Origin of the sequence: Vulcanibacillus modesticaldus, assembly GCF_001730235.1 — a bacterium.
Lineage (GTDB): Bacteria > Bacillota > Bacilli > Tepidibacillales > Tepidibacillaceae > Vulcanibacillus > Vulcanibacillus modesticaldus.
Genome location: NZ_MIJF01000024.1, coordinates 47,940 through 62,089, shown reverse-complemented (window position 1 = coordinate 62,089; position 14,150 = coordinate 47,940). Strand labels below are relative to the sequence as shown.

Genomic DNA, 14,150 nt, shown 5'->3' with positions numbered 1-14,150 from the left:
TCCTTATTATTAATTATATATTTTAATCGTATTGTATAGAGTGTCCCTTTCTATCGGAATTCTGCCAGCATCTTTGATCATCTTGATGAAAGATGCTTTAGGTACCATGTGAATCGCTTCAGAACCAGCTGCATGGAATATCCTTTCTTCCATAACAGTCCCATCTAAATCATCAACTCCAAAGTGTAAGGATACCTGAGCCAATTTTTGACCGATAGCCATCCAAAATGCTCTAATATGAGGAAAATTATCCAACATCAATCGAGCGACCGCTAGGATTTTTAAATCGTAAATTCCTGTCGTTTCACCTGATAGCTCATATTCTTTGGCTAATTGCGTATTTTCTGGATGAAAAGCAAAACCGAAGAAAGCATTAAAACCATTAGTTTTATCTTGTAATTCTCTCAAACGCATTAAATGATCAATAATATGTTCAGGTTGCTCAATGTGTCCGTATATAATTGAGGCATTAGATTTCATACCAAGTTGATGGGTAATCTCATGGATTTCAAACCATTTATCTGCAGTTGTCTTGTGGCCAGAGATGATTTTGCGAATATCTTGATGGAAGATCTCTGCTCCGCCTCCTAAAATGGAGTCTAATCCAGCGTTTTTTAATTTGAGAATCGTTTCTTCAACAGATAATCCAGCTATCTTTGCTATATAATCGAGTTCAACGGCTGTAAAGGCTTGAATATGCAGTTTGGGATTATGCTTTTTAATTATTTTCATCATATCTTCGTAATACTGAAAAGGAAGTTTTGGATTTACACCGCCAACGATATGTATTTCCTTGAACCCTTTATCATATAAGCCGATCACTTTTTTTTCGATTTCTTCTAAAGACATGGTATAAGCATCATTAGCGTCGGGTTTAACTCCAAATGCACAAAGTTTACAACCTAAATAGCAGACATTTGTATAATTAAGGTGAGTATTTATGATAAAAGAAACATTGTCTCCATTTTTTCTCCGACGAACTATATCTGCCATTTGGCCAATCATATATAAATTATTAGATTTTAACAACCTTACTCCATCTTCAAAATTTAGCCTTTCATTCATTTCAACTTTTTTAAAAATATCTGTTAAATCATCCTTTTTAATAAGGGGCATTAACAATTCACTCCCAACTATCATTTCACATAAAAACATTATAATTCTATTATATAAAATGGGCAAGGCTAGTAGATATTTGATGAGAACGGGTGTTTGATTTAGTTGTTGAAAAAGTATAAAATATAGGAAAATCTTTTTGGGAGAAAAATTATATGGAAAAGGAATTAATTGATAAAATCGAATCACTAAGAGGGAAAATGGAGCTAGAGGCAGTGAAATTGGGAATTAACCACCCTTCTGTTATTGAAATTAGTCAAAAAATAGATAAGTTCCACACTAAATTGGTTAAACTTCAAATGGAAAAAAGATATCGTCAAAAGGAGAATAGCAGTAAAATCTTTGAAAAGTTAGTTAATACGTTTGATATTGCTCTTTTATAGTTATTAGATGCTCCTTGCCACACATAGGGCAATATGTTACGTGGATACATAGGTGAATAGTACTATCGATAAAACCGTTAGTCATTTTTAAATCACTAATTTCTTGGTATGGTGAGTATGGGCCAAAGAGTTGTTCAATACGACCATAGTCCTCTAATGGATGATGACAGTATTGGCAAGTCGCTTGTAGGGCAGATAAACCATTACAGACAGGACACAAATATGGCATAAAGCTTCCTCCATAATCGATTTTTCTTATTTTATTACAGGATAAGATAAATATACATAAAACCCACTCAGTTGAGTGGGTTTATATTAGTAAAATTAATGTTTGTGGGTTGGTTGAACACGCTCTTCTGGATTTATGTAATGTTTAGCATTATTAACAGCAGTAGGAGCTTCACCAAATCCGGCAGCTATTAGTTTAATTTTACCTTCATAACCTGCAATATCACCAGCAGCATAGATTCCATCAATATTTGTCTTCATTGTTGAATCGACCATGATTTGTCCATTTTTAATTTCTAATCCCCATTCAGCAATTGGACCCAATGAAGATACGAAACCAAAGTTAACAATTACATCATCTACTTCAATCACTTGTTCACCTTCTCCTGTTTTAGGTGCTGCGATTGTAACTTTTTCGATCATATCGTTTCCTTCTAATTTTGTGATTACTCTTGGAACGATTACGTTAACTTTGGAAGCATATAATTTTTCGACACTATGTTCATGAGCACGGAATTTATCACGTCGATGGATAATAGTAACTTCTTTAGCGATATTTTCAAGCATTAAAGCCCAGTCTACAGCGGAATCCCCTCCACCAAATACCAATACTTTTCTATCTCTGAATATTTCTAAATCATTCACGAAATAATGAAGATTCTTACCTTCATACTTTTCCGCACCCTCAATATCTAGTTTGCGAGGTTCAAAAGCTCCAATACCAGCAGTGATGATTACTGCTTTTGATAGGTGTGTTCCTTTATTAGTTGTAAGTAGAAATGTTCCATCGTTTTGCTTTTCAACTTTTTCAACCTTTTCTTCTAAGCATATAGAAGGTTTTGACTGCATTGCTTGTTCTTTTAAGCGATTTACTAGCTCACCAGCTAGAATTTTTGGGAATCCAGCAACGTCATATATATATTTTTCAGGATAAAGTGCAGCTAATTGTCCACCTAATTGAGGCATACTTTCAATTAGTTTTACACTTGCTCCCCTCATACCAGCATAGAAAGTAGCGAATAATCCTGCAGGGCCTCCTCCTATAACTGTAATTTCATAAACTTTGTCATCATGATTCATGATTTCTCCCCACCTTCCTGTATTTTCACATCCCATGTTCATTATAAACTCTAGATCGAATAATTTAAAGTCCAATGTTCGAAAATTCGAAATTAACTATATTTGACATGATTATACGTTGTTAATAAAATAAAAATACAAATGATGAATAATGTAGAAGCTTGGGAATACACAAATGATATGAATAATGTAGAAGCTTGAGAATACTTAATGTAATTATGTAGGGAGGGGACCAGATGAAGCTTTCTTCGCGTGGTCACTATGGGCTTCAAGCTATGGTGTATTTAGCTAAATCAGGATTAGAAAAACCAATTCCATTGCGACAAATTGCAAATGTTGAAAATATACCTGAACAGTTTTTAGAACAAATCTTTGTTGACCTTAGAAAATCCGGATTAGTAAGAAGTGTTAGAGGCGCCAAAGGTGGATATCTTTTGGCTGATTTTCCTGAAAATATTGTTGTTGGTGATATTATTCGGGTTTTGGAAGGTACTGATAACATCGTTGATTGCATTGAGGATAAGGACGGAAATTGTTGTGATAGAAATGAGGATTGCTCGACTAAAATTATTTGGGAAAAATTGAAGGAATCGATGGCTAGTGTATTAGATAGATTTAGTCTAGCTGACTTGATAAAAGATGATGCGGAGTCATTAATCGATAATCTCTAATTTTCTTGCTCCCCTCCACTTCACTACCATGAATTAAAGAAACTACAATAACTAGAATAAAAGGTTAATGATTTCGCTTACATCAAGCATAAGAAAACTAGAAGATGATTTTTGAAACTTTATAAAATTCAGAAAACTTGCTATATTGGTGTCAACTAATTTTATAGGGGGGGACATCCAATGGCTAGTTCTCTTTGTACAATGTGTGACGGTCAAGGTTATCATGATGTAATAGTTGGTGGATCTGAAACTTGTCCAGCATGTGAAGGAACGGGTACGGTTAATTAATAAAAATAGATCTTTAATAGTATAAATTAGGAGCGAATTCTTAAGAATTCGCTTTTTTTTTGTTCTAGTACAGTTAAGTTCGAATATAATTGAATATTGGGTAAAAAAAACTTGCCAAAATGACCAAAATTGAATAAAATATGCAATGTTGTGTGTTCTTGTGTAAAAAATTTCTTGTTGACAAGGTATATAATTTTTGATGAAGGGTAAAGCTGTATTTAGGAGAGGAGGTAGATACTATGTCTACCATAACAAAAAGGCGAGCAAAAAAAGCAGTGATACTGTTGCTCGGAGTATCGTCTATTGCGACAATGGGACTGCTGGTTGCACAAGAACAAGTAAAAGACAACAATGTTACTGATGATATAAATGATCTAGACAAACCATCGACAAATTCAATAGATGAAGAAGTTATACTTCAAATAGATATGAAAGCCAATGTAGTAAATAATCAAACTAACATTCAAGATGACGTCGAAAAGTCAACACTTCCACCTGATAGTACTATTGCAAAGTCAAATGCATCAATCGTAGTTCCTAATTTAGAACAGTATGAGAAGGTAACAGTAATCGCTACAGGATATACTGCTGGTAAAGAATCTACTGGTAAGGATCCTTCTCATCCAGAATATGGGATAACATATTCTGGTGTATATGTTCGCAGGGATATATATTCAACGATAGCAGCAGATTTAGATGTTTTTCCATTAGGGACTGTATTGTATATTCCAGGATATGGTTACGGAGTAGTAGCTGATATAGGTTCCGCAATCAAAGGAAATAAGATCGATTTGTATTTTGAAACAGTTGATGATGTTTATAAACTGTGGGGGAAAAGAAAAGTAGACGTCTATGTAATCAAATATGGTAATGGTATACTTACAGAAAACATATTAGAACAATATAATCGAGTCGCAATGGTAAGTTCATCAATGTAGTAGCAAGGGCAGTCCCCTTGCTATTTTTTTGTTGATTAATGTAATGTTTTTTTATAGAGATATAAGATATAATTTGGGCATAGTTTTAATAATAGATTGGGTGGTGTTAATAATGAAATTTGAAATTATCAACAAAGAACTAAGTGCAATTCAGACAGATTTATTGGTAATGGGTTATTATGAAGATATGGATAAACCAAGCAGAGAACTCGCTGAAGTTGACCGACTGCTAGATGGTGCAATTGTAGACCTTATTAATCAAGGAGATATCACCGGAAAATTAAAAGAGACAACTCTTATACATACTTTAGGGAAAATATCCATAAGACGTATTTTAGTAATCGGTTTAGGAAGTAAGGATAAATTTAATTATCAAAATGTTAAAGAAGTTGTTGCTACTGCAATTAAAAAGGCTAATCATTTGAAAGTTAAAAAGATTGTGTCGTATTTATTTGGAAAGAACCTTCCAAATATGACGGAACAAGAAGTAGCTCATTCATTTGCCGAGGGAGCAGTACTGGCGAATTACAGATTTAATGGATATAGCTCTAACAATGAAGAAAGATCAGAAGTAGAATTAATCCAATTGATAGTTAATGATTCAGAAGCAATTAAAAAGGGACTTGAATATGGGATAGCCTTCGCTAAGGGAACAAATCTAGCTAGAGATCTAGTTAACACTCCAGGTAATATGATGACACCAACGCATATGGCTGATAAAGCTATCGAGATTGCCCGTCGATTTGGAATGGAGTATGAAATACTTGAACAAAGTGATATGGAACGATTGGGAATGGGAGGGTTATTGGCTGTTGCTCGGGGATCCAAACAACCTCCTAAAATGATCGTCTTAAAATACCGTGGAAAAGAGACATGGGATGATGTGTTAGGTTTAGTAGGAAAAGGCCTAACTTTCGATAGTGGTGGTATTTCCATCAAGCCAAGAGAGAATATGGACTTAATGAAATCTGATATGGGTGGAGGAGCTACTGTCCTAGGAGTGATGGAAGTTATTGGTCGCATTAAACCAAAAGTAAATGTTGTCGCAATAATTCCATCCACGGAAAATATGCCTTCAGGAAATGCTTATAAGCCTGGTGATGTGATTACAACGATGAGTGGTAAAACAGTGGAAATATTAAATACCGATGCAGAAGGAAGGCTTATTTTAGCTGATGGGATAACTTATGCTAAGCAATTAGGTGCTAGTCGGATTATCGATATAGCTACTTTAACTGGAGCCATACTTATCGCTTTAGGAAATGTGGCTACTGGTGCGATGACAAATAATCAGAAATTTTTAACGGACCTGATGTCATCTGCAGAGCAAACTGGTGAAAAGTTATGGCAATTACCATTATTTGATGAATATAAAGAGCAAATTAAGAGCCAAATTGCCGATATTAAAAATGTTGGTGGACGAATGGCTGGAAGTATTACAGCAGCATTATTTTTAGAGTCTTTTGCAGAAAATACACCTTGGATCCATTTAGATATTGCGGGAACAGCTTTTGCGGATAAAGATACAGCTTTATCTCCAAAAGGTGGAACAGGTTCGATGGTTCGTTCATTAGTACAATTGTTATTAAATTAAAAAGATTAATACTTATAGGCGATTTTCAATGAATAATATTGAATCTGACATGGATCTGCTACTAGAAATACAATATTAATGTAGACAGTAAACTAATTTATCAGTCGTAATGTATTGATAAAAAAAGGCTTTAGTGGTTAAGATTGATATTCGCCACCAAAGTCCTTTTTCTCATTTAGCCGGTAATAGCCAATTTATCTTGTTTTCTTGTTTGGAGAATACTCTTCTGCAATTTCCTTAGCTTCCATCATTTCATCATAAAGTCTTTTGTTATCTGAGTTTACCTTTAATTGTTTTGGACTTTTATGCTTTTCTTCACCCATATTAATACCACCTTTATTTTTAGTATATTTTTATTTTGTAATAAATGAGGTATTTTCATGTGATTTTTGTTATCATTATATATGGTAAAAGGATGAAATATAGATACAGTAATTTATAATCTCCGTTAGCATATGTTGTGGAGGGAGAAAATGGTAATCGTTGATAGTTTTAGAGATGAAATTATGTCTAAAGAGATAAAATCGTTAATTGTTCCTAAAGAAAAAGTAATGGTAGTGGAATCGACATGGAATCTCGAGCAGGCGTTGAGAAAGTTAATCGAAACTGGCTGGACTTCAGTACCTGTGATCAACCCTAAAATGGAAGTAGAGGGGATTATTAGTAAATCCTTAATACTAAATCACGCTAGACTGGAGAAAGTACCGTTATTCCATGATTTTAAAAGAAGAAATGTTAATGAAGCGATGAAAAGAAATATACCCACATTAAGTGAAGATACAACATTACATTATGGAATCGAATTATTAGTTGACTGGGCTTATTTACCGGTTGTTAATAAAGAGAAGAAATTTATTGGGATTCTTACGAGAAGATCAGTATTAGATTATCTACTAAAGGCATTCTATAATGAATTATAATATATAGAAACTTATAGATAGCATTGAACTATAACCCGAATTATGTACGAATATGAAAATAAGTAATTAATATAAACAAAATAAAAGGGAGGCTTATAATGAAGGATTATAAGGTCTTCGCATCTTTAAGTTATTTTAGTATCTTTTTTGCTGGTTTCATTTTTCCTTTAGCTGTATATTTTATTGTACAGGATGATGAAGTTAAGTATCATGCTAAACGTGCTTTCATATCACATATCATTCCATTTTTTACTATTATATTATTTATTTTAGGTATTTTTAGTGGATCAATTAGTTCTATAATCAGCGCAGGATTATTATTTATTATTATCAATCTAATTATTTTAATCTGGAATATCGTTCAAGGCATCAAAATATTGTTATAGAAAATGTTTTATAAAATTATAGGATCGTATGACAATAATGGTTTTGTATAATAGTTACTTCAAGTAAAAAATTTAATATTTTAATCATAAAAATCCCCGTGTCATGGATCAAAACACGGGGTTTATTTTCGGTTTTACAACAGAAACTTACCTGGGTTGTTATTTTCTGTATGTCTATATATTAATTTTAATTGCAGAATTAAAAAAATAAAAATTTAGCCATGATAAATCCAAACATACTGATAAAAATCGAGGTAGTTAATCCTACATAAAAAGGTTTAATACCTACCTGTTTCATTTTGGCTAAGCTTGTTTCTAAGCCCATTCCTACCATCGCCCAAGTTAGTAGAAAGCTATCTAATGAGATCAAATTCACTGTTATATTCTGTGGGATAACATGTAACGAATTAATGATTACAATGATCGCAAATCCAAAAACAAACCAAGGAATTGTAATCTTCTTAGCATTCCATTTATTGTCTTTATTTTGTTTCATGAGTCTAAAACTTAATATAATCGCAGTTGGTATAACCAATAGAACGCGTGTTAACTTAACTAGAGTTGCTAATTGACCTGCATCTTCCCCAGCAGCAAAACCTGCTGCAACTACTTGAGCAACTTCATGAATAGAAGACCCTGCCCAAATTGCATAAAGAATATTAGGTAAATGTAAAAACTTATAAAATAGGGGATAAACAAACATGGCTATTGTTCCAAAAATCGTTATTGTTGCAATAGCAAATGTGGTATCTTTTCTTCAGCGTCTATTAGTGGAGCTACTGCTGCCACTGCTGAAGCCCCACATATTCCAGTTCCCGCACCAATTAATACGGATAGCTCTTTATCTAATCCAACCCTTTTTCCGAGCCACATTGAAAATAAAATAGTACTCGTTGTTACAATAATTACGAGTAATAATCCTTTTCCTCCAATTTGGGTAATTTCAGCAAAACTAAGTTTAAATCCTAATAAGATGATTGCAAGACGTAATATTCTTTTCAGAGAAAAACGAATGCCTTCATGAAAAATATTTGGTATAGGAAATAGATTTTTAATCAGCATCCCTAATAGAATGGCGATAATTAGTGAGCTGAATTGCAGGCTTTTAATAAAATTTATATTTTGAAACAAGATAGAAATCCAAGCTAATATTGCGGTAAAAATTAATCCAGGAATCAAGCGTTTTATTTTTTCCATCACTATCTCTTTTACTCCTCTCTTTCTTAACACATTTTGTACACGCTTTCTTTATGATATATTTAAGTTAACGATTAGTAAAATAAAAGGAAGAGGAGATAAATTTCCGTTTTAAAATTAGTAGGAGATTGGGTTACACGAATTTTTTTAATATTTAAATTTTAATGAATTTTTCTATTGACATTTTACGTTCGTTTGATATAATCGCTTTAAAACAACAAAGCTTTAATGTTTTTTGGGGGTAAAAAATGATGAAGCTTATTAGAAAGAGATATGTAGAACAATTTTATTATTATTTTTATTTTAGCTGGGGCTATTATTACTTTAGCGCTAGTTATTTGTTATACAAAAAAATAGAAAATCTCTTTTCTAATGAGTATAAAAAACATTATCTATCTCCAGAAAATATATTCACTTAAATTTTTCTTAAGAATAAGCTCGAAAATTAAGGAGAAGGCTCATTGGATGAGTCTTTTTTTTTTATAAAAATTTTAGGAGGGAATTCAATGATTATTGTTTTAAGACAAGGCACACCGGAGAAGGAAATTGAAAAAATTAAGAATAAAATGGAGAGTTTAGGGTGTCAAATTCATGAATCTAAAGGTGAAAATTATCATTTATTTGGTTTAGTTGGAGATACAACTAATATTGATCCTGAACAATTACAAGCAAATAGGTATGTGGAGAAGTTGATACGGGTACAAGAGCCATACAAGATGGCTAATAGATTGTTTCATCCGGAGGATACATTAATATCAGTAGAGAACGAAAAGATCGGTGGAGGGAATTTTACTGTAATAGCTGGTCCATGTTCTGTGGAAAGTGAAGAGCAGATCACAAGTATTGCCAAGGAGATAAAATTAGCTGGTGCTAATTTTTTAAGAGGTGGGGCTTTTAAACCAAGAACGTCTCCGTATAGTTTTCAAGGTTTACTGGGCGAGGGAATTGAATTATTAAAGATTGCAAAGGAAAAAACAGGTCTTCCAATAGTAACCGAACTAATGTCTCCTGGAATGGTAGAGAAATTTGTTGATGATGTAGATATTATTCAAATAGGTGCGAGGAATATGCATAATTACGATTTATTAAAAGAAGTAGGAAGAATAGATAAACCAATCCTATTAAAGAGAGGGATGGCTGCAACGATAGAAGAATTTTTGATGGCTGCAGAATATATTATGGCCGAAGGGAATGAGAACGTAATTCTTTGTGAGAGAGGTATTAGAACATTTGAAAACTTCACTAGGAATACCCTAGATATTAGTGCTATTCCTGTAATTAAAAAATATAGCCATTTACCAGTAATCGTTGACCCTAGTCATGCAGCAGGATTATGGTGGCTGGTAGAACCATTAGCTAAAGCTGCAATGGCTGTTGGAGCTGATGGCTTAATGATTGAAGTTCATAATGATCCTGCAAATGCTAAGTCTGATGGTCAGCAGTCGATTAAACCTGCAAGATTTAATTCGCTGATGAATTCATTAAAAGAAATGGCGATTCTTCAAGATAAAGTTATGTAATGGGGGAGAATTAATGGAAATATCAGAATTGAAAATTACAATTGTAGGTTTAGGGTTGATTGGTGGTTCTTTTTCAATGGCGTTGAGAGAATTAAAACCTAAAAAATTGTGGGCTGTTGACATTAATCAAGATGTACTTAAAATGGCTGAAACTCAAGGGATAATAGATCGTGGTTTTTTAAAGCCCAACATCCCTCTTAAAAACTCCGATGTAGTTATAATTTCTTTGTATCCTGAACAAACGGTAAATTTTATTAAAAACAATCTCAATAATTTTAAAAGAGGTGCGGTAATAACTGATACAACAGGGATTAAAGACAAAATACTTACAGAAATAAATAATTTTATTAGGGATGATTTAGAATTCATCGGGGGACATCCGATGGCAGGAAAAGAAGCTATGGGTTTTGAGTTTGCGTCAGCAGAGATATTTAAAGGAGCTAACTATATATTGACGCCAACTGATAAAAATAAGGAGGAAAATATTAAACTTATTGAGAAAATTGTTATGGGAATAGGTTGTAAAAATTTAATTAAAATTAGCCCGAAGAAACATGATGAGATAATTGCATATACAAGTCAGATGCCCCATATATTAGCTTTAGCATTAGTAAATAGTAATCATATTGATGGGTTAGGCTTATTTGTAGGTGATAGTTTCAGAGCTATCACGCGTGTAGCCAATATTAATGCTAGATTATGGGCTGAGCTATTGATAAAAAATAAAGATAATATTCTCGGGCAAATAAAATCATTTGAGGATAGTCTTATTAATATAAAAAAGTCAGTTATGGAAATGGATAGTGATGGGTTAAGGAGGATATTTGAAAAGGGAAGTGATATGAGAGATATTTTATGGAGGTTGTGATACTATGAATGGGTTAAAAATATTGAGGGACGAAATAGATAAATTAGATCAAGATATGGTGGAAATATTTGAGAAGAGAATAGAAAAAGTACTTAAAATAGCTGAATATAAAGCAGAGAACAATGAACCTATATTGAATGAGAATAGGGAAAAGGAGGTTATTCTAAAAAATATTTCTCGATTGAAAAATAAAGAATACAGCAATTATGTAGAGGAATTATTTAATACTATTTTATCAATCAGTAAAAAAATTCAGGATAAACAGTTAAATACCGATACAGATAGTTAGTAAAATTCATTTCTCACCTTTTTATGCGAAAATAGGCTGTTACTACGATTATCATCGGACATATGCCCAATCACGTCATTTATACCCTACATAAAATAAAACATGAATTATCAGATTTATTAGCATATCCTTCAAAGAAAGGGGAAAGAATTTTGACTGGTCCTCTTAAATTTAAAAAGCCTGTTATTGCAGTGGTGGGGAGTGCTGGGAAGACTACAACGAAAGAAATGTTAGCATCTATTTTAAGTACGCGTTGGAAAATTTTTAAAAGTTATGGTAATGCTAATGCACCTAGACATATTGCCAAATACGCTAGTCGTATTAAACCTTTTCATAAAGCTGTGATATTAGAATATGGGATGTCAAGACACGGTGAAATTAGAAGAAGTTGCAAAACAATTCAACCAAATATCGGTATTATAACTAATGTAGGTACCGCACATATAGGGAATTTCGGGGGTAGTATTATTGGCATCGCAAATACTAAGTCAGACCTCATTCGTTATATGAAACCCAATGGGGTTTTGTTTTTAAATGTTGATGACAAAAATTCGAAGCTTTTGGACATCAAAAACTTCAAAGGTAAGATCTTTACAGTGGGTCAAATAAATCAAGCAAATTATAAGGCTAGTGATGTGAGATTTGTTAATGGTGGAATGGAATTTACCATGAAGTTAAATGAAGAAAAACATAAGTTTTTTATACCGATATATGGAAAACATAATATTTATAATGCATTGTTTGCGATAGGAGTTGCTCATTATCTAGGCTTTAATCCTAAAGATATTCAAGATGGATTAAGAAAATATAGGAAACCTAGGAGAAGGTTAACGGTATATAGACTTGGTAAAAGTATAATAATCATTGATGACACTTTTAGTGCTAATCCTAATGCGGTAAAGGCTGCCCTAGACGTTATGAGTTATATTGGAAAAGGAAGAAAAATAGCTGTATTAGGAACGATGTTGGAAATGGGAAAATACCAGATTAAAGGCCATCGAGATGTGGGGAAATATTTAGCTGAGAAACAAATAGATTATCTATACACCTTCGGTAAAGGTGGCGCCATAATAGGTCAAGGAGCAATTGAAGCTGGTTTTCCTAAAGAAAGGGTTAAAAATTTTCTTAGTCATGATAAGCTAGCAAATTATTTAATCAAAAATATAAAACCTAATACTACTATTTTATTTAAAGCTTCCCACGGTATCCATTTAAATCGAGTGGTCAGAGCTTTACTTGAATATAAAAAAGGCCATTAAATTTGAATGGCTTTTTTTTAATAAAGGGCAAAAAATTACTAACAATAATAAATGGAATTAAAAATTGACATAGTTTATTTAACTAAGTTAGAATGTTTTTGTATAGTAAAGGCGATGAGTATCAATTATCTAAATGTCTTTGCAAGAATTTCTCTAAGATGGGGGAACGGGAATGAGAAAAAGATTAAACTTGTTGCGTGAATTTTCAATACCACTGATTGCTGGAGTAGTCGTAGCACTAATTTGGGCAAATTTGGATCCAGAGGGGTACATATATTTTATCGAAGAAAAAGAGTTGTTCGAGGGATTCAATTTTCATTTCTTTGTTAATGATATTTTCATGGTTTTCTTTTTCGCTATTGCAGCTGTAGAAATCACCCAGAGTTTGTTACCTGGGGGAGATTTGAATCCTCTTAAAACGGCTATAAATCCTCTTTTAGCTACATTAGGAGGGGTTTTAGGTCCAGTATTTATCTTTGTCTTATTAAATCAAACAATTGGTAGTCCGGAATATGCAAATGGCTGGGGGATTCCTACTGCAACCGATATAGCATTAGCTTGGCTAGTAGCGAGGTTTGTTTTTGGTGAAAAGCATCCTGCAGTATCATTTTTACTATTATTGGCGATTGCAGACGATGCCATTGGCTTGATCATTATTGCATTATTTTACCCTGATCCTCTTAGTCCTGTTGAACCGATGTGGTTGCTACTTACATTGGCGGGTGTAATAGTTGCATTTATTATGAGGAAGGCTGGAGTTAAAAGTTATTGGCCGTACCTCATATTTGGAGGAACTTTAAGCTGGCTTGGTTTACATAATGCACATTTACATCCTTCCTTAGCACTGGTATTTATTATCCCATTTTTACCTCATGCTAAGAAGGAAACTGCCCATTTATTTGAGGAGTCGGAAGATCATTCAACTCTTTCACGATTTGAGCATGAGTGGAAAATATTCGTTGATTTCGGTCTGTTCATGTTCGGATTAGCTAATGCTGGAGTTGAGTTTTCAGAAGTAGGAGTCCTAACTTGGATAGTCTTTATCTCTTTATTACTAGGGAAGACATTAGGAATCTTTTCAATGGGATTTCTTGCCGAAAAGCTTGGCTTTCCACTGCCAAACGGTATGGGTAAAAAAGAATTAATATTAGCAGGTGTGATAGCTGGTTTAGGACTAACTGTAGCACTATTTGTTGCTGGAGCAGCATTTACAGACTTTACAATTCAAGGTGCTGCAAAAATGGGAGCACTATTTAGTGCAGCAGTGGCAGTTATAGCATTAATTCTTGGTAGAATTTTAAGGGTTCAAAAGATTAAATAATCTTTACCATAAAAAGACATGATGAAAAGACGCTGAGGCGTCTTTTTATTGCATCTTAACAATTATATGGTTTTAATAAGGTTTGTAATAAT

Annotated in this window: 16 protein-coding genes and 1 pseudogene; 12 read left to right on the top strand and 5 right to left on the bottom strand. The window is 33.2% G+C overall.

Features of this window, described 5'->3' with window-relative positions:
* Positions 1-9: 9 nt before the first annotated feature.
* Positions 10-1,116: an aminofutalosine synthase MqnE gene (gene mqnE / locus BHF71_RS05925; RefSeq protein WP_069656747.1), complete on the bottom strand. Its 1,107-nt coding sequence runs from the start codon at positions 1,114-1,116 to the stop codon at positions 10-12.
* A gap of 155 nt (positions 1,117-1,271) precedes the next feature.
* On the opposite strand from mqnE, the gene BHF71_RS05920 reads away from it, so the two are divergent.
* Complete coding sequence (locus tag BHF71_RS05920; protein ID WP_069656746.1) at positions 1,272-1,499, top strand: aspartyl-phosphate phosphatase Spo0E family protein; 228 nt, start codon at positions 1,272-1,274, stop codon at positions 1,497-1,499.
* On the opposite strand, the gene BHF71_RS11530 is transcribed toward BHF71_RS05920, so the two are convergent.
* Together BHF71_RS11530 and BHF71_RS05915 are read right to left on the bottom strand one after the other, a co-directional pair.
* Positions 1,471-1,728 (bottom strand): hypothetical protein, encoded by a 258-nt coding sequence (locus BHF71_RS11530; protein WP_084024307.1) that lies wholly within the window; start codon positions 1,726-1,728, stop codon positions 1,471-1,473. The two genes, BHF71_RS05920 and BHF71_RS11530, sit on opposite strands and share 29 nt — an antisense overlap.
* A gap of 95 nt (positions 1,729-1,823) precedes the next feature.
* Complete coding sequence (locus BHF71_RS05915; protein ID WP_069656745.1) at positions 1,824-2,807, bottom strand: NAD(P)/FAD-dependent oxidoreductase; 984 nt, start codon at positions 2,805-2,807, stop codon at positions 1,824-1,826.
* A gap of 236 nt (positions 2,808-3,043) precedes the next feature.
* Between BHF71_RS05915 and BHF71_RS05910 the strand changes: the two genes are divergently transcribed.
* From BHF71_RS05910 to BHF71_RS05900, 4 genes are all read left to right on the top strand, one after another.
* Entirely contained in the window at positions 3,044-3,478 is a 435-nt protein-coding gene (locus BHF71_RS05910; RefSeq protein WP_069656744.1) for an RrF2 family transcriptional regulator, read from the top strand.
* A gap of 180 nt (positions 3,479-3,658) precedes the next feature.
* Positions 3,659-3,766: a YuiA family protein gene (locus BHF71_RS12075; protein WP_176717317.1), complete on the top strand. Its 108-nt coding sequence runs from the start codon at positions 3,659-3,661 to the stop codon at positions 3,764-3,766.
* Positions 3,767-4,005: 239 nt separating this feature from the next.
* Positions 4,006-4,704, top strand: a complete 699-nt coding sequence (locus tag BHF71_RS05905) for a 3D domain-containing protein (protein WP_069656743.1) — start codon at positions 4,006-4,008, stop codon at positions 4,702-4,704.
* A gap of 112 nt (positions 4,705-4,816) precedes the next feature.
* Positions 4,817-6,298 (top strand): leucyl aminopeptidase, encoded by a 1,482-nt coding sequence (locus BHF71_RS05900; protein WP_069656742.1) that lies wholly within the window; start codon positions 4,817-4,819, stop codon positions 6,296-6,298.
* Positions 6,299-6,492: 194 nt separating this feature from the next.
* On the opposite strand, the gene BHF71_RS12480 is transcribed toward BHF71_RS05900, so the two are convergent.
* Complete coding sequence (locus BHF71_RS12480) at positions 6,493-6,621, bottom strand: hypothetical protein (protein WP_281179266.1); 129 nt, start codon at positions 6,619-6,621, stop codon at positions 6,493-6,495.
* A 150-nt stretch (positions 6,622-6,771) separates the two neighbouring features.
* Here BHF71_RS12480 and BHF71_RS05895 point away from each other — a divergent pair, with 150 nt between their 5' ends.
* Together BHF71_RS05895 and BHF71_RS05890 are read left to right on the top strand one after the other, a co-directional pair.
* Complete coding sequence (locus BHF71_RS05895; RefSeq protein WP_176717316.1) at positions 6,772-7,218, top strand: CBS domain-containing protein; 447 nt, start codon at positions 6,772-6,774, stop codon at positions 7,216-7,218.
* Between the two features lie 98 nt (positions 7,219-7,316).
* Positions 7,317-7,604: a magnetosome magnetite crystal formation protein family gene (locus BHF71_RS05890; RefSeq protein ID WP_069656741.1), complete on the top strand. Its 288-nt coding sequence runs from the start codon at positions 7,317-7,319 to the stop codon at positions 7,602-7,604.
* A 199-nt stretch (positions 7,605-7,803) separates the two neighbouring features.
* Here BHF71_RS05890 and BHF71_RS12305 read toward each other — a convergent pair.
* Positions 7,804-8,801: pseudogene (locus BHF71_RS12305) on the bottom strand (YeiH family protein).
* Positions 8,802-9,307: 506 nt separating this feature from the next.
* Between BHF71_RS12305 and aroF the strand changes: the two are divergent.
* The 5 genes from aroF to BHF71_RS05860 all read left to right on the top strand — a co-directional run bounded on the left by aroF (position 9,308) and on the right by BHF71_RS05860 (position 14,058).
* Entirely contained in the window at positions 9,308-10,321 is a 1,014-nt protein-coding gene (gene aroF, locus BHF71_RS05880) for a 3-deoxy-7-phosphoheptulonate synthase (protein WP_069656740.1), read from the top strand.
* Positions 10,322-10,334: 13 nt separating this feature from the next.
* Positions 10,335-11,189, top strand: coding sequence for a prephenate dehydrogenase (locus BHF71_RS05875; RefSeq protein ID WP_069656739.1), 855 nt, complete (start codon positions 10,335-10,337; stop codon positions 11,187-11,189).
* 4 nt (positions 11,190-11,193) lie between these two features.
* Positions 11,194-11,478, top strand: a complete 285-nt coding sequence (locus BHF71_RS05870; protein WP_069656738.1) for a chorismate mutase — start codon at positions 11,194-11,196, stop codon at positions 11,476-11,478.
* A gap of 152 nt (positions 11,479-11,630) precedes the next feature.
* A complete protein-coding gene (locus BHF71_RS05865; RefSeq protein ID WP_069656737.1) occupies positions 11,631-12,737 on the top strand; it encodes a UDP-N-acetylmuramoyl-tripeptide--D-alanyl-D-alanine ligase in 1,107 nt (368 codons plus the stop codon).
* A gap of 172 nt (positions 12,738-12,909) precedes the next feature.
* The gene (locus tag BHF71_RS05860; RefSeq protein ID WP_069656736.1) at positions 12,910-14,058 is read left to right on the top strand and encodes a Na+/H+ antiporter NhaA; all 1,149 of its coding nucleotides are present in this window, start codon (positions 12,910-12,912) and stop codon (positions 14,056-14,058) included.
* Positions 14,059-14,150: the final 92 nt, after the last annotated feature.